Origin of the sequence: Moorena producens PAL-8-15-08-1, assembly GCF_001767235.1 — a bacterium.
GTDB lineage: Bacteria > Cyanobacteriota > Cyanobacteriia > Cyanobacteriales > Coleofasciculaceae > Moorena > Moorena producens_A.
Window position 1 is genome coordinate 2,875,162 of the sequence record NZ_CP017599.1, and the last position, 18,765, is coordinate 2,893,926.

At 44.2% G+C, this 18,765-nt stretch carries 18 protein-coding genes and 1 pseudogene; 11 read left to right on the forward strand and 8 right to left on the reverse strand.

The window, feature by feature from the left end; genetic code table 11:
* Positions 1-10 precede the first annotated feature (10 nt).
* Complete coding sequence (locus BJP34_RS10910) at positions 11-1,435, reverse strand: SPOR domain-containing protein (RefSeq protein ID WP_070392368.1); 1,425 nt, start codon at positions 1,433-1,435, stop codon at positions 11-13.
* Between the two features lie 271 nt (positions 1,436-1,706).
* On the opposite strand from BJP34_RS10910, the gene BJP34_RS10915 reads away from it, so the two are divergent.
* A complete protein-coding gene (locus tag BJP34_RS10915; RefSeq protein WP_070392369.1) occupies positions 1,707-2,366 on the forward strand; it encodes a DUF721 domain-containing protein in 660 nt (219 codons plus the stop codon).
* A 119-nt stretch (positions 2,367-2,485) separates the two neighbouring features.
* Here BJP34_RS10915 and BJP34_RS42935 read toward each other — a convergent pair whose 3' ends face one another.
* Complete coding sequence (locus tag BJP34_RS42935; RefSeq protein WP_158517131.1) at positions 2,486-2,656, reverse strand: hypothetical protein; 171 nt, start codon at positions 2,654-2,656, stop codon at positions 2,486-2,488.
* Positions 2,657-3,108: 452 nt separating this feature from the next.
* On the opposite strand from BJP34_RS42935, the gene BJP34_RS10920 reads away from it, so the two are divergent.
* On the forward strand, positions 3,109-3,417 hold the full coding sequence (locus BJP34_RS10920; RefSeq protein ID WP_070392370.1) for a hypothetical protein: 309 nt from the start codon (positions 3,109-3,111) through the stop codon (positions 3,415-3,417).
* 498 nt (positions 3,418-3,915) lie between these two features.
* Here the strand turns inward: BJP34_RS10920 and menB are convergent, their stop codons facing one another.
* The gene (menB, locus tag BJP34_RS10925) at positions 3,916-4,749 is read right to left on the reverse strand and encodes a 1,4-dihydroxy-2-naphthoyl-CoA synthase (RefSeq protein WP_070396611.1); all 834 of its coding nucleotides are present in this window, start codon (positions 4,747-4,749) and stop codon (positions 3,916-3,918) included.
* 63 nt (positions 4,750-4,812) lie between these two features.
* Here menB and BJP34_RS10930 point away from each other — a divergent pair, with 63 nt between their 5' ends.
* Entirely contained in the window at positions 4,813-5,793 is a 981-nt protein-coding gene (locus BJP34_RS10930; protein ID WP_070392371.1) for a glycosyltransferase family 2 protein, read from the forward strand.
* 213 nt (positions 5,794-6,006) lie between these two features.
* Here BJP34_RS10930 and BJP34_RS10935 read toward each other — a convergent pair.
* Both BJP34_RS10935 and BJP34_RS10940 read right to left on the reverse strand, forming a co-directional pair.
* A pseudogene (locus tag BJP34_RS10935) lies at positions 6,007-6,265 on the reverse strand (DUF423 domain-containing protein); the annotation flags it as partial.
* A 40-nt stretch (positions 6,266-6,305) separates the two neighbouring features.
* Positions 6,306-7,673, reverse strand: coding sequence for an RNA-guided endonuclease InsQ/TnpB family protein (locus BJP34_RS10940; RefSeq protein WP_070392372.1), 1,368 nt, complete (start codon positions 7,671-7,673; stop codon positions 6,306-6,308).
* Between the two features lie 65 nt (positions 7,674-7,738).
* On the opposite strand from BJP34_RS10940, the gene tnpA reads away from it, so the two are divergent.
* Positions 7,739-8,149 carry an IS200/IS605 family transposase gene (gene tnpA / locus BJP34_RS10945; protein ID WP_070392373.1) on the forward strand — a complete coding sequence of 137 codons (411 nt, stop codon included), beginning with the start codon at positions 7,739-7,741 and terminating at the stop codon, positions 8,147-8,149.
* A 185-nt stretch (positions 8,150-8,334) separates the two neighbouring features.
* Here tnpA and BJP34_RS39300 read toward each other — a convergent pair whose 3' ends face one another.
* Positions 8,335-8,463: a hypothetical protein gene (locus BJP34_RS39300; RefSeq protein WP_324611047.1), complete on the reverse strand. Its 129-nt coding sequence runs from the start codon at positions 8,461-8,463 to the stop codon at positions 8,335-8,337.
* A 14-nt stretch (positions 8,464-8,477) separates the two neighbouring features.
* Positions 8,478-8,879, reverse strand: coding sequence for a hypothetical protein (locus tag BJP34_RS10950; protein WP_070392374.1), 402 nt, complete (start codon positions 8,877-8,879; stop codon positions 8,478-8,480).
* Between the two features lie 438 nt (positions 8,880-9,317).
* On the opposite strand from BJP34_RS10950, the gene BJP34_RS47270 reads away from it, so the two are divergent.
* Positions 9,318-9,611 (forward strand): helix-turn-helix domain-containing protein, encoded by a 294-nt coding sequence (locus BJP34_RS47270; protein ID WP_229424318.1) that lies wholly within the window; start codon positions 9,318-9,320, stop codon positions 9,609-9,611.
* A 49-nt stretch (positions 9,612-9,660) separates the two neighbouring features.
* Entirely contained in the window at positions 9,661-10,686 is a 1,026-nt protein-coding gene (locus tag BJP34_RS10955; RefSeq protein ID WP_229424455.1) for an RNA-guided endonuclease InsQ/TnpB family protein, read from the forward strand.
* A gap of 38 nt (positions 10,687-10,724) precedes the next feature.
* Here the strand turns inward: BJP34_RS10955 and bchM are convergent, their stop codons facing one another.
* A complete protein-coding gene (bchM, locus tag BJP34_RS10960; RefSeq protein WP_070396612.1) occupies positions 10,725-11,411 on the reverse strand; it encodes a magnesium protoporphyrin IX methyltransferase in 687 nt (228 codons plus the stop codon).
* 69 nt (positions 11,412-11,480) lie between these two features.
* Between bchM and BJP34_RS10965 the strand changes: the two genes are divergently transcribed.
* From BJP34_RS10965 to BJP34_RS10985, 5 genes are all read left to right on the forward strand, one after another.
* Entirely contained in the window at positions 11,481-12,779 is a 1,299-nt protein-coding gene (locus tag BJP34_RS10965; RefSeq protein WP_070396613.1) for a bifunctional folylpolyglutamate synthase/dihydrofolate synthase, read from the forward strand.
* Between the two features lie 203 nt (positions 12,780-12,982).
* On the forward strand, positions 12,983-14,086 hold the full coding sequence (gene pilM, locus BJP34_RS10970; protein WP_070392375.1) for a type IV pilus assembly protein PilM: 1,104 nt from the start codon (positions 12,983-12,985) through the stop codon (positions 14,084-14,086).
* A gap of 4 nt (positions 14,087-14,090) precedes the next feature.
* Positions 14,091-14,891 carry a PilN domain-containing protein gene (locus BJP34_RS10975; RefSeq protein ID WP_070392376.1) on the forward strand — a complete coding sequence of 267 codons (801 nt, stop codon included), beginning with the start codon at positions 14,091-14,093 and terminating at the stop codon, positions 14,889-14,891.
* On the forward strand, positions 14,888-15,637 hold the full coding sequence (locus BJP34_RS10980) for a GspMb/PilO family protein (RefSeq protein WP_070392377.1): 750 nt from the start codon (positions 14,888-14,890) through the stop codon (positions 15,635-15,637). Before BJP34_RS10975 ends, BJP34_RS10980 begins: the two co-directional genes overlap by 4 nt.
* Positions 15,638-15,935: 298 nt before the next feature.
* Entirely contained in the window at positions 15,936-18,362 is a 2,427-nt protein-coding gene (locus BJP34_RS10985) for an AMIN domain-containing protein (protein ID WP_070392378.1), read from the forward strand.
* Positions 18,363-18,765: the final 403 nt, after the last annotated feature.

The following is an 18,765-nucleotide window of genomic DNA, read 5'->3' on the forward strand; positions in this document are numbered from 1 at the left end:
AACATTTAAGTCAAGGACGATAAATCGAAGCAGAAATTCCCTGTTGCTGGAGTTTTTCTACCAAACCTTGTGCTTCATGTTCAAATTTGAACGCTCCCATCTGAATGCGGGTACCTTGAGATAATTTGCGCACATAGGCATCAGGAACAATTGTCCTAGCTTGCTGTAGGGCACGTTTACCATCGTAGTTGATCACCACATAGTAGAAAGGATCGGGCGCAGGTAAAGACTCCTCTACCACTGTTCTTAGAGATGCGGCTTGATTCTGGAGTGTTTCAGATATAGCTGGTTGAAGTAATCCTGACTGTGCCCGTCTTCCTGGGGGTACTAAAGAGCCTGAGCTTGTTGGTAATGATGACAGGGGAACCTTTTGGAGTGGTTGAACAGAAGGCAAAAGTACTGAAGATAAGGAAGATCCTTTAGGAGGCATCGGTCTAGTTACCACCTTAGGAGCTGATTCAACCACCTTTGGTATTGGGACATCTTTTGTATAAAAAGGTTTTTGCTGCGGTCCTGGAGTAGCTTCCACTTGAGAAAGGGTATGTAAGTTCAAGTCTACAAATTCCTCAGAAGCCAAATTAGGACCACCCTGTAGGGGAGAATTAGGAAGCGACTCAGTCTGTTGTGGTTGATCTGGTTTAATTTCCTGGGGGGTTTTGGAGATCTTGGGAATGATGGAGCTAATCAGCTGGGACAGATCCAGATTACTTAACACCGAGGGATTGGAGAAGATATAGGGTAGGGTAGCGCTTAACAACAGCAAAAGTACCATGAAACCGACATTTAACGGAGTCAGCAGTTGGTAAGACACCTGCTTTTGGTTGTCAAATTCTTCTTGATCTTCTGCCAGACTCTGTAGTAGTTTTTCTGATGATTCGAGATAATCTTCTGGCTGGGTTTGGTTAGCCCCTAACTTGATCAAACTACCTGATTTTTCAGGCAATTTTTCAGGAGGCTTAAGTTGCTCCGTAGCCTCTTTCTGAATACCATTACTAGCACTTTCACCATTATTATACTGGGAGACAACTGGTGGCTGAGTAGGTTTTGGGGACTGTGATAACAGGGAATCTAGGGATTCAGTCTGCTCAACCAATGGCTCTTGTGGTTGTTTGAGAGAAGTTGTCCCCTTGGCTGTTAGGTTTGGCAGTGGAATGGTTGATGGCTGCTTTAGTTGAGGGATGGTCTTGTTTGTCTGCGATGGTGAGGATTTCTGTTGTACCTCACCCACAGAAATTAACTCTAGGGGTTTACGCGCCCGGTTACGACCAAGACTACGGTTAGTCATGACTGGGCGTCCTACTCTTCGACGTCGGTAGCGCGCTAATTCTTCCTCTAGTTGTACATCAAGGCTACTCAGAGCAGCTTGTAAAACGGAGTTGAGGTTGTAGTTACCCGTCGAGCTAGGGGATGAATTAACTGAGGAGTTTTGGCTCATGGCAGACTCTATGGGTCGTTTGTGCTATAGAACAAGCAACAGGACTTACGCAGCCATTCTATCTCTAGGGTCACCCTACTAACTCTAAGCTAGTTTATCTAAGCTAGTTTATCTAAGCTAGTTTATCTAAGCTAGTTTATCTAAGCTAGTTTATCTAAGCTAGTTTATCTAAGCTAGTTCGTAGCCTAGTGTGGCACAGGCTTCTAGCCTGTGACGTCAGTCCTGAAGCCATCAAAACTATTGTCAAATTAACTAATTATAGTAAGGCGATATGCTTAAATCACTCAATCAGATCTTAGATAGGATTACAAATCAGCCGGAGTGGGAAGGTATACAACGCTTGTCATACCTAATTAAGTCTTGGTCTGAAATAGTAGGAATGAATATAGCTAATCATACCAGACCCTATGCTATCTCTAGGGATATCTTATATGTGGCTACCTCTAGCTCTGTTTGGGCACAAGAACTAAAATTTAAGCGCCGGATGTTGTTGAAACGGCTTAATGCTAGTTGGTCTGAACCCCTAGTTGACATCCACTTTTCTCCGGCTCAGTGGCGGAAAACACAAGTTTTGGGCAATGGCTATTCACAATCTGAGTTGACCCCAAACCATAGACATCCTAGCACCATCTTGCCAATGTCTTCATCACTGGTTTCTGAGGAATTGGAGTACACAGAAAACAGAGAAAGTTGTGAAGCCACTGACACAACTACTGACACAAATACTGACACAACTACTGACACAACTCTGGCCAATAGGCTAGGCTACGCGAACAGACCCGAAGCAGCGTTTAAACATTGGGCAAAGATGATGCAGATGCGATCGCAAAATTTACCACTTTGTCCTCAGTGTCAGTGTCCGACTCCACCAGGAGAACTTCAGCGTTGGGATGTCTGTGGTCTTTGTGCTATTAAGCAATGGCAAATTTAGACCAAGGCTTTAGAAGGGAGTAGGGAGTAGGGAGTAGGGAGTAGGGAGTAACGAGTAGGCAGTAGGCAGTAGGTAGGGGGGTGTGGGGCGCTCACAGGGGTAGGTTTTTTACATTAGGGTCAAACATGGGGCGACCCAGAGGGATAGGAAAAGGAAAACAACGAAAAAGCGGTGCAGCGCGGTCTTGGGGGAAACCCCCTGTTCCCTTGCTCCATCGCTTTCTTATCCCCCACACCCCACACCCCACACCCCACACCCCACACCTGAGGAAGTTGTGTGGTTTCCAGCACTGGTGCTTTGAATCAACAAAAGCTTTTAAATTTGCTCTAAGACTTTGGTATAAGAGGTAGAGCTAATTTTGCTGTGGAGGCTAAAAGCCAGTCAGCCTCTCTGGCTGACCCTTGATTTTTAGAACACTGAACTGATACTTTTTCATAAGTTAATCGGGATAGATTCAGTATCTAAATACACTTTTGGTGTGTTTTTTTGGTTGATCCCTATGGGGTTTTGCTATAAAGCAAGCCAATTCTTTCAGAACCCTGGTTTCTTTGTTACTTTTTGTAAAATAAAATGTTTCTATCTGTAACAAAAAAGTTAAGAAAATATTAAAGCTTTAGGGGCTAACGATATGGCTATAACCTAGGCTGGTCAACAGCTTGCTATCTATAACAAGCTGAGGTAGGAGGTAGCAGAATTAAATGTGAAGAGGAGATAAAATTTTTTTCACAAAAAAAGAGTTATCATGAAAACATTGAATTTACCTGTATCTAGTTGCAGATTTTGTCAGTATTATCAGTCAGAAGGACGACGAGGGGGTATGTGTCAACAACTTGGGGTGCCTGTCAGAGCTACCTGGAAAGCTTGTGCTTTTGCTATGCCTACCTTTTCTTCTTCTTGGGAGAAACTAGAAGAGATTTGGCAAGATGAACAACTGATGCTCACAGAGGAGCTATCGGTAAAGTGCTCTGAAAAATCCTCTGGGACAGACAAGACCATTCAAGGTGAGACCATCACCTCTAAGAATTCGTCAACAGACATCATGCTGGTGTAAATTGTTGATGTAAATTATTCGTATTATCAGCAATATCAGCAGTAATTTACTAGTAACTCTACCCTTAAGACAATCAATAATTCAAATAAAAAAATTTCACAAAAATCAGTTTAAACCAAATCTTCTAGTTCTAGTAGTTACCTGCTTAAAGGTGTCAGCTTAAAAAGCCAAAGAATTTGATAAAACTCGGCACCTGATATCTGCTATTAAAATACATTTCCTCGCACTTTGATTGCAAATAAGGTGCGTTTTTTATTGATAATCAAATTTTGCACCAAGTTTAAAATTGTTTAAAATTAATCTGTAAAGGTAGGGAACAGGGAACGGGGAACTTCGGATCAGTGATAAAATTTGACTCTGTCTTGATGCAGCCTCTCCACACTCGTGCTTTGCATGGCTGACAGCGGTAATTGTGCCCTACTCCCTACTCCCTACTCCCTACTCCCTACTCCCTACTCCCCAGAAATTTGTACCTCACCAATTGAGAACTGCTATAATCTAAGGTAACCAAGGATATTGACGAAAATCTGGTGGACGCTTTTCTAGGAAAGCTTGTTTACCTTCGGCTCCTTCTTCTGTCATGTAATAGAGTAAAGTAGCATTACCAGCTAGCTCTTGTAGACCAGCTTGACCGTCACAATCAGCGTTAAAAGCAGCTTTCAAGCAACGAATGGCAATAGGACTTTTTGCCAAAATTTCCTTTGCCCACTGTAGCCCTTCTGCTTCCAACTGCTCCACTGGCACGACACAGTTAACTAAACCCATTTCTAGGGCTTGAGATGCGGTGTATTGACGACAGAGAAACCAAATTTCTCGGGCTTTTTTTTGACCAACAATTCGGGAAAGATAGCTAGCGCCAAATCCACCATCAAAACTACCGACTTTCGGGCCAGTTTGACCAAAGATAGCATTATCAGCAGCAATAGTTAGGTCACAAATCAGATGTAGGACATGACCACCACCAATAGCATATCCAGCAACTAGGGCAATCACTACTTTGGGTATGGAACGAATCAGGCGTTGCAAATCCAATACGTTTAAGCGAGGAACGCCATCTTCTCCAATATATCCAGCCTTGCCTCGTACACTTTGGTCACCACCAGCACAAAAGGCGTATTTGCCATCGGTGTGAGGACCAGCACCAGTTAATAGGACAACACCAATACTGTGATCTTCGCGGGCATCACAGAAAGCATCATAAAGTTCAAAGACGGTTTTGGGACGAAAGGCGTTGCGTTTGTGGGGACGATTGATGGTAATTTTAGCAATACCGTCGGTTTTGTGGTATAGAATGTCTTCATAAGTTTTGGGAGTTTGCCAGTCAATTTGCATAACGTTTTCCATGCGATCGCTATTCAAGTTTAAAATCATATCAAATTCAAAAGGTTCGCAAGTTTGCTAAGCATTGTCATTCCCACTTACAATCGCTTACCGATTCTAAAAAAGTGCCTAATCGCTTTAGAAAATCAACAACTCAGGCAAGATAGCATAGGTGCGCTCTTACTTGGCGAATTAAATTCGCCACGGGTCGCACCTCAGGTCTTGGATTATGAAGTTGTCTTAGTAGATGATGGCTCAACGGATGGCACTTTAGATTGGTTGACAGCACACGGGGATCAGTTTCCCCATGTACGCTCATTTGCTCAAAACCACGCTGGACCGGCTGCAGCTCGGAATTTAGGGGTGAAGCAGGCCCTTGGTGAAATAATTATCTTTATTGATAGTGATTTAGTAGTTACTGAGCATTTCCTCCAGTCTCATGCTGATGCTTTGGTAAAGGCAGAGCAGCGTCTGGGATGCGATCGCTTATTCACCTACGGTTGGGTGATCAATACCTGTAATTTCGACGACCCTACCAGCGAACCGTATAAAATTACCGATTTCTCTGCTGCCTATTTTGCGACGGGGAATGTTGCGATCGCACGAAAATGGCTCTTAGAAGCTGGACTGTTTGATACCCGCTTCCAACTTTATGGCTGGGAAGACTTAGAACTGGGTGTCCGACTCAAACAGTTGGGCTTAAAACTGATTAAATGTCCGGAAGCGGTAGGTTATCATTGGCATCCTCCCTTTAGCCTCGACCAAATTCCCCGAATGATTGACCGGGAAATTCAACGGGGGCGTATGGGTGTGTTATTCTACCGGAAGCACCCTACCTGGGAAGTCAGGATGATGATTCAGATGACCTGGCTACACCGATTACTCTGGGGGATTCTGTCTTTAGGTGGACGACTCAACGAACGCACCATGGCTCCCTTTTTACAATGGCTAATTGACCGAGGTAAATCCCAGCTAGCTTTAGAAATTGCCCGAATTTTCCTTAACTGGTATAACGTCCAAGGTGTTTATGCTGCTAATCGGGACATGGAAGGTTGAAGGTTGGAGGTTGGAGGTTGAAGGTTAGAGGTTGAAGGTTAGAGGTTGAAGGTTGAAGGTTGAAGGTTGAAGGTTGAAGGTTGACTGTCAACCGTTAAGAAAATATTTGAGCTGATTTGCCTTTAAATTGGTTATTTCCCGTTCCCAGATCCGCTGTTCCCAGATCCGCTGTTCCCTGTTCCCAGATCCGCTGTTCCCTAAAATATGTAGTGATTACTGAAAAGATAAAGCTGCGATCGCTAAACAACCCCATCCCAGGATTAACGCGGCACCACCTAATGGTGCGATCGCTCCTAGCCACTTGATCCCGGTTAAACTCAGGGCGTACAAACTACCAGAAAAAATGGCAATTCCAGCGATAAAAGCTGAGCCAGCTACGGTAAGGGGAGTTTGTGATACTTCTGCGCGGCTCAACAACAAGGCTACTAACATGCTTCGCTAGGGCATGGTACATTTGATAGCGAGCACCAGTGTGACGCTCCTACACCAACCAAAGGTATGGTGTAGGCTTCTCAGACACTCCGAAGAATGCGTAGAACTTCCTTAGAGGTATCATTGGTAATTGAGTCAGCAATCACAACTTTACCTTGGGAGCGTTTTATAGTGGGGAACACGTCCAGCCCCACTATGATGATATTGATAGCGGCGTTGATGTCTCTATCAACCTGCATGGTTTCGATGTCATCCCAATACTCGCGAATACTGGTATTAGTGAAAATCACCTCATCCCGATATGCAAGTAATTGAGACGTATAAGCAGGATTCTTCGCAATCACAGAGGCTCCAGCTTTTTCAGCTATGTGTCCGAGGATTTGGAAGAATTGACCAAAAGCGGCATCCGCCCAACTCAAATTAAGTCCAGATTTAGCCGATTGACCATTTGGAACAAAGGTACCAGTTTTGTCTTGTTTGGGTGCATTACGTTTTGTGAGACCTTTAAGGTTGAGATTTTCATGAAAGAAAACTTTCTTGCCAGTTCTCAATAATTCGTGAGCTGTTTTGTACTGGAAATCCTTACGACACCTTGCTATCTTTTGGTGTTGACGCCCTTCTCGTTTTGCTAGTTTGCGACGGGATCTCGATCCCCGTTTTCGAGCATTCTTCTTTTGAGAAATTCGGGTTAGTTTGTGCTGGCTTTTTCGTAAGACTTTGCGCGATGGGAGTTTTACTCCTTCCGATGTAGCAAGGTAATCATCCTCATGTAGAACGGCATCCATCCCGAGTGAATTCTCCCAAGTTGGCAGAATTGAATCTGGTGTTACCGCTGGAACAGTTGGATCTTCTAATCGCAGGTTCACAAACCAACCATCATTTTTCTTGATAAATTGAACCTGTTTGAGGATCGCCCCATCGGGTAAGTGACGGTGGGAACGAATCTTGACCAGCCCAATTTTGGGAATCTTGACGTACAAGTACTTGCTACCAACCGAGCAAGAATGTAACTTGACTCCAGCCCCTTCGATAACAAATGATCGGTAGCGTGATTGCGATTTGAATCGTGGTTTACCACTTCGAGTTCCTTTGTTATCACCTGCAATGAACCTCTCGAACGCCTTATCAACCCGTTTGCAAACTTCTTGCAATGTATTTGCTGGAACTCTCGAAAAATCCAGTTCTTCGCCCGACCATCCAACCGTTACAAACTTTTTTTTGAGGTTTGGCAGGTACTTCTTTTGACTGTAATAGTTCGGCTTGTCTCTCAACTCAGGCAACGACGCGACCAGCGGACAAGCATTGACTGGCGATCGATTATTCTCCCACCAGTCAAATCTGTCCCCTAACTGTCGGTTGTACCAGTACTGGCAAATCCGCAGCCAGAGATTTAGCTCTAACTTCTGCTCGGTAGTTGGAAGTGCCTTGTACTGGTACGTGTATTTCACTTTTCCGACTTAGTGATGTTTATTTTGGCTACACTAATTCTAGCACAAGTTTTAGGATTTTTGCCATGAAAGATGATTTCCTTTCAAAAGGAAGATCAGTAAGTGACATGAAGGCTCACCTGGTTCTAACTTCTAAGTATCGTCGTAAGGTATTTAACGCAAAAATGCTGCAACGACTAGGAGAGATAGTAGAAAACCTTTGCCAGAAGTGGGACTGTAAGTTAATCGAATTCAATGGCGAGGAGGATCACGTTCACCTACTGTTTCAATATTTCCCGCAAATGGAGTTAACTAAGTTCATCAATAATCTCAAAACCGTTACGAGTCGCAGACTACGAAGTGAATTCCAGGAACGAATCAATCAGTTTTACTGGAAAGATGTTTTGTGGAATAACTCGTATTTCATTGCATCTTGTGGCGGCGTCACCATTTCCACACTTCGGAAATACATTGAGTCTCAGGTTTCGCCTGACTAGTAACTTGGCTGCTGCATTTCATTCCACAGCCGCGCATTCCGGAGACGAAACCTGTTTATTAGTGGAGCCTTAATCAATAAGTTTTTACCCTTTTCCCATAGCCTGCCAACCATAAAGGCTCCACTATTCTTGCGGTAAATTCTAACCTCTCACGCCAAATTAAAAATTCTGGCGATTAGCTCCTGCTAGCCTAGCTGAAAAATCTCTAATGCTCGTTCGGTAAGTTTTTCTTTCAAAGCGTGGCTAGCAAAGGCTCCAGCTGCTACTGATAATCCGCCTAAGATCGATGCGATCGCTAAAAAAATCCGAGTCATCAATTTTGTCCTTCCTAAAGTGTAAAATTATAAAATATTTTCCCTTCTTCACTAACCTCAAATGTGGCATCACATTCTCTAGCTTTGTGGTCCAAATAGTCTTGAGCGACTGCTATAGGAAGTTTGGCTGCTATTGCTAATTTCAATACTGAAATTCTACCATTTTCGTCTTGGATCAAGCGATAAAATGTATACTGAAGCTGTTCGAGGACTTCTTTTTGCTCTTGTCGATACATTCCCCATGCTAACCATACTCCCCAAAAGGTAGCTGGTATACCTACTATCAAACTTCCCAGCGCATCAACTTTATCCTGCGACGTTGCTTCCCTTCGAGTTGATACTACAACAGGTACCATCAATAATAGAATACCAAAGGTCAGGACCAAACCAGCAGATATTTTTTTAAACCGTTTCATTATAATAGCAAATTTTTAGCAAAAGTTATTGTTTAGCATGACCAGACAATTTCGATTAGATATCAGCTAATGCGCTACGCGCACGCTGCGCGAACAGCTAATGCGCTACGCGCACGCGTGCGCGTTCAGCTATCAGCTAAGAGGTTTATTTTCAGCTGACCGCTGACCGCTGACCGCTGACCGCTGACCGCTGACCGCTGAATGCTTATTTTTTTTCAGCTAGCTTAGCAGGAGCCTCACACCATAATCTTTGATTTGGTGTCAGAGGAATGCGCGGCTGTTAAAGGGGTTCAATACCCCTTTAACAGCCAATTACACTTTCGGGGAATCCTGAGATTTAATATATCTTCGTAATCATTTAATCATCTTTCATGGCAACCTTTCCAAAATCTGTACACTAATTAGTGTAGTATTAACTATAGTTACCAACACCAGGGGATGAAATACACTTACCAGTATAAAGCACTTCCAACCACCGACCAAAAGCTAGAGATAAATCTTTGGCTCAGGATTTGCCAGTACTGGTATAATCGTCAGCTTGGTGAAAGGTTTGATTGGTGGGAACATAACAGAACTTCGGTTAACTCTTGCCCCTTGGTCTGTCATCTTCCTGAACTGCGCGATCGCCCCAACTACTACAGCCAAAAGAAACTTTTACCAGGACTCAAAAAGGGTAAGGTAACAGTGGAATGGTCAGGGGAGGATTTGGATTTTTCACGGGTTCGGTGCTAATACTCTCCAGCAGGTCTGTAAACGTGTAGAGAAGGCGTTTGATCGGTTTATTTCTGGGGACACCAACGGCAAGAGGAGTGGTAAGCCTCGCTTCAAATCTCAGCCTCGTTATCGCTCATTTATTGTTGAAGGAGCAGGTTTAACCCTGCATTCGTGTTCGACTGGGGGAAAGTTCCTTTACCTGAAAATACCCAAGATCGGCTTGCTAAAAATTCGCTCTCACCGCCATCTACCCGATGGTGCAATCCTCAAACAAGTGCAATTCATCAATAAAAGTGATGGATGGTTTGTAAACCTTAAACTCGATGATCCTACTGTTCCTGGTATAACACCTGATGTAATCGTGGCGAATTGGGAGAACTCCCTAGGAATGGATGCAGTACTGCACCAGGAGTACTATCTGGCGACATCTTTAGGGGTAAAACTACCATCGGCAAAGTTCTTGAGGCGCAATCAATCTAAATTAGCCAAAATTTCCAAAAAGAAAAATGCTCGCAAGCGCGGCAGTAAAGCACGCCGAAAACTAGCGAAAAAAGAGGGACGGCAACACCAAAAGATTGCTCGCGCCAGAAAAGATTTCCAATACAAGACTGCCCACAGCTTAGTAAGTACAGGCAAGAAAGTATTCTTTCATGAAAACCTCAACCTTAAAGGTTTAAGTAAGCGTAATGCACCATTACGAGACAAAGAAGGGAAATACCTACCAAATGGTCAATCGGCAAAGTCCGGGCTCAACTTAAGTTGGGCGGATGCCGCCTTTGGAGAATTCTTTGTAATCCTTGGTCACATAGCTGCGAAAGCTGGAGCCGTTGTGGTTGCCAAGAATCCTGCTTACACCTCTCAATTGTTATCCTATCGAGATCAAGTGATTTTTACTGATTGCGGTATCCGGAAATATTGGGATGAAATAGAAAACCTCTGGGTTGATAGAGATATTAATGCTGCTATCAACATCAAGAGAGTGGGGCTGGACGTGTTCCCCACTATAAAACGCCGTAAAGGTAGCATCAAAATAGTTGATTCTATTACTGATGATACCTCCAAGGAAGTTCTACGCACTCTTCGGGGTGCCTGAGAAGCCTACACCATACCTTTAAAGTTGGTGTAGGAGCGTCACTTACGAATAGCTTCCAATAAGCGAGAATAGTAAAAGCGAGTGCTAGTCATTTCTTGTCGCTGAATCGAAAACCCATTATTTTCTAAAATACTAACAATATCTGCTTCTCGATGCTGATAGGCACGAGTGGTTTTACTTGGTCCTGGAAAAAACTCACCAATCTTTTTGAGTGCAGTAAGAAGCAAGGTTTTTGGTGCAAAGCTAAGAATTAAACGAGACTCTGCTAAAGAAGCTAAATGAGTTATCATTTCAGCCGCTTTATCCTGGGGATAATGAATCAAAACATCTAGACAAATTACGGTGTGGTAGCTACCACCTAACCCTTCCAAATCTTTGACCATAAACGAGAGATTGTCAGTATTCCCTAAACTCTCCTTAGCCCTTACCTGAGCTTCTTCTACCATTTTGTGAGAAATATCACTAGCAAAAACTATAGCGCTATTTTTGGCCAGAGGAATACTCAGACTCCCAACACCACAGCCAGCATCACAAATCGACAAACCTGACAAATTTCCATCAGCCTCCAGCCAACTGATCACTTTATCCACAGTCTGCTGATGACCAATCCGGATATCTTGCTGTACCCGGTTAACCTCGCCATCACCATAAATCCGCCGCCAGCGGTCAAACCCAGTGGCATTGAAATAATCCTTAACAATGGCCTTATCATTAACTGTATTCATATTCATACTCAACACTCTCCTGACCTTGGTATGATTCAGGTCTTTGCGGTTCATGAAAAAAATCATCCCATGGATATTGACGACCTTCTCCAATCCTTTAAACACTTTGGTGTTGAGCTTGGCTTAGAACGCATACAGCAACTTCTATCGCGCTTAGGTAATCCCCACCAGGATTTTCCAATCATTCACGTGGCTGGAACTAATGGTAAAGGCTCAGTTTGTGCCTACCTGTCTTCTATACTCACCCAAGCTGGCTACCGAGTCGGACGTTATACTTCTCCTCACCTGGTGGATTGGACAGAACGGATTTGCCTTAACCAAGAACCGATCTCCACCCATACCCTAGCCACAATTTTGCAGCAAGTTAAGGCAGCAATTCCAAAAAACTGTTCCGATCCACCAACCCTATTTGAAGTGACTACTGCTGCTGCTTGGTTGTATTTTGCTCAGCAGCAGGTGGATGTGGCTGTAATAGAAGTGGGATTGGGAGGACGGCTGGATGCAACGAATGTATGCGATCGCGTTTTGGTTAGTATTATCACATCCCTAAGTTGGGAACATTGGCAGCGCCTGGGACCGACCTTGGCTGATATTGCCAAGGAGAAGGCTGGAATCCTAAAGCCTGGCTGTCCTGCGGTCATTGGTCCGCTCCCGCCAGAGGCTAGGGCAGTGGTTGAATCAAGGGTGAATCAGTTGGGGTGTCCAGTGGTGTGGGTAGACTCAGCAGTAGAGTTGCCAGAGGGGAAGATGCCAAGCACCCGACAAGATCTCAGATGGGTAGAGTATGGGGGAATCAGCTATAGTTTGCCCTTGTTGGGGGAAGTGCAGTTGGTTAATTCGGCCATTGCGATCGCAACGGTACAAGTTCTGCAACAGCAGGGTTGGGAGATACCAGAAAATGCGATCGCATCGGGGATGGCCAAAACCACTTGGCTGGGACGTTTGCAGTGGACTAGCTGGGAGAATCACCATTTACTGATTGATGGAGCCCATAATCAAGCCTCTGCTCAGGGGTTGAGACAATATGTTGATACCCTAGGTAAATCGGTCAACTGGGTAATGGGTATACTCTCGACCAAAGACCATGCTGGTATTTTTAATGCCTTGCTCAGACCAGGGGATCGATTATACCTAGTGCCAGTACCAGACCATAGTTCAGCTGAGCTAGACTACTTGGCTACTCTCGCGCAACAAATTTGTCCAACCTTAGCCGATTGTGCTACTTATCCAGAGTTAGTGACAGGACTCCGTGCTAGCTTTAACAAAGCTAAAGCTGAAGATAAGATTACTGTCCTTTGTGGTTCTCTGTACCTAGTTGGTCACTTTTTGCGAACAGAAGCTTTTGTTGACAGTAATGGCAATGGCTAATCGCTAATCGCTAAAATTAGCAATTTCAGGATTAATCAAAAAATTGTCATGATTATAAGATAAATTGGGTACGATCAAAAGCAACCTAATGTTAAAACCCCGATCTACTTAACTCAGATCTGGTATCTAAATAAGATAATTTTTGATCCCATATTTCCTACTCCCTACTCCCTACTCCCTACTCCCTACTCCCTTGGCTAGATATGGTTAACCATCTTAAAAATTTATTTTCCCGCCGCAAGCAAGGTGTTGGTATAGAATTAGCCCCAGAACGAATTCATATTGCTCAATTGCAGCGGCAAGGTCAGAGCCTAAAAGCTACAACCCTATATTCTCATGAGGTTCCAGAAGGGATCTGGGAAGGAGGACAAATTGTTGATTCCCCTGGTTTAGCGGAACTGATTCGAGAAGCCCTACAGGAGAGTCAAGTGAAAGTGGAGCGGGTTGCCACTGCTTTACCAATGCGAGAAGCAGTAATCCGGATTATTCCGATTCCTGCTGAGCTAGATGATAACGAGCTTCGGGATATGGTACTAAACCATGAAGCTGGCTTATATTTGCCCTATCCCCGGGAAGAAGTGGATTTGGATTATCAGAAGCTTGGCTTCTTTGTGGATGAAGATGGAATCGAAAAGGTGCAAGTCCTGCTGGTGGCTACTCGCAAAGAAATCACCGATAGCTATCTCGATACCTTTGAGCAGGTAGGTTTACAAGTAGATGTACTCGAAATTAATAGCTTTGCCCTGATTCGGACCATCCGAGAACAACTGCGTCAATTTCCTTCCCAAGAGGCAGCCGTTCTGGTAGATATTGAATTTGATAGTACTGAAATTGCCATTATTGTAGATGGTGTCCCGCAGTTTTCCCGTACTGTTCCCATTGGTACCTACCAACTTCAGAGCGCTCTATCACGGGCGATGAATTTACCAGCCTCTAGAAACACTGAACTGCTCCAGGGGATGACTATTCCCAGTACCCCAGTTGATGGCATGCGCACCGGCTCGACCGGGGTAAATCCAGGTATGGTAGCTCTGATCCAAGTCTTGGGAGAAATTGCTGATGAACTACGGCGCTCTATCGATTTTTACCTCAATCAGATGGACAATCTAGAAGTAGCCCAACTCCTACTAGCTGGTCCTGGGGGTGGTATCGGACAACTTGATGAATTTTTTACCCAACGGTTAAGCTTGCCCACGATTCAGGTGGATCCGGTGGCGGCTCTTTCCCTAGAAGTGGAGAAAGATATTCCGATGGTAGAACGACCGAGCTTAGGAACTGTGCTTGGATTAGGATTACGAGAGGTATAGCACTATGTATAGTCTTGATATTAATTTTTTAAAAGACCGAAATCCTGAGGAGATCAAGTCCGTTCAGGATGGAGCCAGTAGACAAGGGATGGCCTTAGGGGAAATGACCCCTCTACTGATTGGAGCTGCAGTGGGCCTAATCCTACCTGGATTGGTGGGAGGTTTTTGGGTGGTTCTCCAACATCAAAACGCCCGATTGAAGGAGGAAATTGCTGATGTTGACCAGAAACTGGCAGCCTTGGGGGCACAAAAGCAACGAATTAGTAAGCTAAACAAGGAACTCAAGCTGGTCAACGAAGAAACTAATGCTCTTGCCAGTGTCTTTAATCAAATTAAGCCTTGGTCAGCGATGTTACAGGACATTCGTGAGCGCACTCCTCCCGGAGTCCAAATTAAAGACATCGAGCAACAGCAAGTCACTGACAAAAACGCTTCTAAGGATGAGTCTAACGCTAACTCACGACCTAGCATCGAGCTGGATATTTCCGGTACAGCTCGAACCTTTGATGATGTGAATTACTTTTTGCTGACGCTACAGAATTCTTCTTTTTTCGACAAAAATGATACTCAACTCATCAAAGCTCAGTTAGTCAATAATCCCACCAAATTAGAAATTCCTGAGAGTCAAAAAGAATTAGTAACTCAGGTAAAATATACCCTGCCCAAAGTGGTAGAATATACTATTAAAACTCAACTGAGTGATATCCCCGCTTCTGAGATCTTAAAAGAGTTAGACCGTAAAGGAGCAGTAGGATTAGTGACTCGAATTAGAAACCTTCAATCTCAAGGAGTGATTCAACAATGACCTATGCTACTGATGACGAGTTTATGAGTGTTGAAGGTCAGGAGGAAGAGCCTGAGTATCCTACTGCCTTCGGCATTACCTTTACTCCCCAAGTTTCTGGGATTACCTTTGGTATTCTTGGTCTGGCAGCTGCTATCTATCTAGCCATGAACCTGATGCTACCGGCTTGGCAGGAGTATCAGGCTTTACGAAATGATTTATCAGGCAAGCAAAATGACCTCCAAAATCCCGAAGTACTCCAGAAAAAGATTAAACAAAAAGAGGAGGAACTCAAGCAAGCCAAGCAGCAAAACCGCAGGGTTTTGAGTTTATTTTCCACAGAAAAAAGTCTAGATACTTTATTGCTTGATCTCAATACCTTTGTTAAGGATACTAGAGGGACTTTACTTAGATATGAGCCAGATTCCGAGGGAATAAATATAGTTAATGATGGCTCTTTAGGAACTCTAGTTGATGGAAAATTAAAACGGAGAACCGTCAATGTGGAAATTGAGGGTAGCTTCCAACAAGTGCAGTCAATTATGCGCAGCTTTGAGCGCCTCCAGTCGATGTTGCTGATCAAAGACCTAGAAGCTCAAATCAGTGAACCGCAAACACTAGTGCTACAGCAAGGTAGATTAGTTCCTGGTCCTCAACCTAAGCTTAAAACTAGCTTAACCCTGGAAGCTCTTATGCCTGCTAGAGATTTGGATAAGGAGGAAGAAAAAGCTGAGGAAAAGGATGGTAAGAAAAAGTCAGGCAGGTAAGAATAAATAATCCCAAGTTCCTTTAGTCTTGCTGCATTCTTGCTACCAATTTAATGATGGGGAGATGGCAAGATCGGGAAATTAAGCAGTAGCCAAGTTGCTGGAAATTGGGATAACCTACTGTTTTATTGAGCTGAGATGGTTATTGTTGTTCTTGTTTGTTGAGTTGAGTGTTTAGTATTTTCTCTTTAACGTCTCAACGGTCAATAGTCAATAGTCAACTGTCAATAGCCCTTAATATGACATAATTTCTGTCATAATTTCTGTGATTTCAGTCAGGAGATTTGAGGAAGTGACCGTGAGACAGATTCAAGTATGTGGTGGAGTGTTCGCAGCTACAGCAGTGGCTTTATGGGCAACACAGCCTGTAGTAGCAGCAAGCCAAGTTAGTGCTATACGGTTCAACCAGCAGGGGAGTGAACTGGAACTGAAACTTGAGACAAAAGGGGATAATGAGCCTCCACAGATTTTTGCTGTTAACCAAGGCAATGTCTTGGTAGCTGATCTGGTGAATACCCAGCTGAGTTTGCCCAAAGGGACTAACTTCCGTCAGACTAACCCTCTACCCAATATCAGTGCGGTTGCGGTTAAGGAACTGGATGACAACCGGGTTAGGGTGACAATTCGAGGCACTGACAAACTCCCAATTAGTTCACTGATCCAAAGGGACGCTCAGGGAATTACCTTAGGCATTGACACCACTACTGAGAATCAGGGGATATTCCCTATCCAAGACTTATCGGTGATGAAGCTGGCTCAAGTTCCTAATACAGAAACTAATACTGAAACGGAACAGATGGAGAAACCGGCAGAACTTTCGGAACCAGAGCCAGAGGCTAACCCCTCAGAAACTCCTGAACCTCCAGAAATCGTGGCTCCTGAGCCAGACGTACTGGTACCTGAGCCAAAAATTATTATTGACGGGATACCGGCAGCTCCAGCTAATGCGGTGCAACCAATTGCGCCAGCGCCCCCCTTCTTACCTAGAGCAGTAGCACCACCAGTAGGGGATATTGCTGTTTCTAATATTAATGCTGCTGCTAGCACTATAGATCTCGGAACAGCAACTCTAGTGCCCCGTTTGGTATTACGAGAAGCACCGATTCGAGAAGTCTTGTCTCTGTTGGCTCGTTCTGCTGGACTCAATCTGGCCTTTGCTGAGTCAGATGAAGACTCGGGTGTAGCACAGTTCACCATTTCTATTGACTTAGAAAACGAACCTGTCCAAGATGCTTTCAACTATATTCTCCAGCTGTCTGGTCTTCAGGCTAACCGTCGGGGAAGCACAATTTTTGTTGGGGCAAAACTTCCTCAAGCCGCTCGTAATCTAATTAGTCGTACTCTACGGCTCAATCAAGCCAGTGCCCAAGGGGCTGCTACTTTCCTAGCCACTCAGGGAGCAGAAGTGCAACAGGTCGTAAGCGAGACCGAAGAAATCATTGATCCTGAAACCCAACGAGTGGTGCGACAAATCCAACGGGCCCCAGAAATTCAACCAGTTACCGCTGAGCGGGAAGACGGTAGCCAAGGGGCACTATTGCTGGAGGGATTAGCAGTATCTACGGATGACCGACTTAATTCCATATCTCTGGTGGGTGAGCCCAGGCAAATTGAAATTGCGACCTCTTTACTCAAACAGTTGGATGCTCGTCGCCGTCAAGTGGCGGTAAATGTCAAGATTATTGATGTTAACCTGGCTGGAACGGATGCTTATAATGCCAGTTTCTCGTTTGGGGTTAATGATACCTTTGTAGTCAGTGATGGCGGAGCCGCAGCCGTTAATTTCGGTAGGGTTAATCCCCCCAGTAGAGATAATGTAATTAGTGGTCAGTTTCCTAATATTGAGCCATTTGATTTTCGAGCTGTAGACGGAGATGGTGATATATTCTTCGATAGACAAAATGCTCCCTTTGATAACGTGATTGAGGGTTTCAATGAAAGCGCTGGTCGTTCAGCACTCTTCGCACGTCCTGGCTTTGGTCGAAATAATAATCCATTCCAGCCAGGTGTGACGGATGTGGATGTTCAAGATGATGGCATCGAGTTTGAGTATTCCCTTCCTTCTCTATTCCAGTACCCTGATAAGTTTTTATTAAACTTGCAGGCTCAGATTACCAGCAACAACGCCAAAATTCTTACCGACCCAACTCTAGTGATCCAAGAAGGGCAGGAAGCTAGTGTCGAGTTGGTCCAGCAGGTACTGACTAGTGTGAGGACAGATATAGACACAGACGGTGGTGCTACCACTAGAACGATCACCCCGGTTATTCAAGATGCTGGTTTAGTGCTAACGGTGAATGTTGAGAGAATTGACGACAATGGTTTTATTACCTTATCTACAGCTCCGTCGATCACAGCTCCCTCGGGAACTCAAGTGTTTAACAGTGATAATGCAGAAAATACAATCACATTTCTCAGTCGCCGAGAACTGAACTCTGGGCTAATTCGTCTGCGGGATAATCAGACGTTAATTCTATCTGGCATTATTCAGGACACTGACCGCACAACCGTAAGAAAGGTGCCAGTTTTGGGTGATATTCCGTTGCTTGGTGCTCTGTTCAGAAGTACCGACAAGACCAATGAACGCCGTGAAGTGATTATCCTGCTGACCCCTCAAATTCTGGATGACACAGACCGCAATGGTGGGTATGGTTACAGCTACACCCCTGGACGGGATGCCCGTCAAATGCTAAACCGGGGAGGGTTTCAGTCTCCAGGTAACTAAGGTAAAGGTAAGGTAAACGTGAATTAACACTTATCCCCCCGAGCAATCCCTCGCTCGGGGGGAATTAACTTATGGATTTGACTACTCCCCCCTACTTTAGTGGTGGGAATAGTTAGGTTTTGAAACTTTTAGGTGTTTATTTGTTTTTGCTTGACAATTTTATTGGCTTGGTTTGATTTAATTTTTATAAGCCCATAATTATACCTGATTTTAAGGGTTAGTGTCAATATCTAAACAAGGCTCTGACCTCTGCTATCCCATAGCAGACCTACCAAGCACGCCTAGAGCAGGGGGCTTACCGTAAAATAATGAATTATATATAATTAACAATGAATGATCATAAAAAATTATGATTGCCTATTCCCTAAGGAATAAATTTAGGGTAGGAATTTGGGGCAAAATT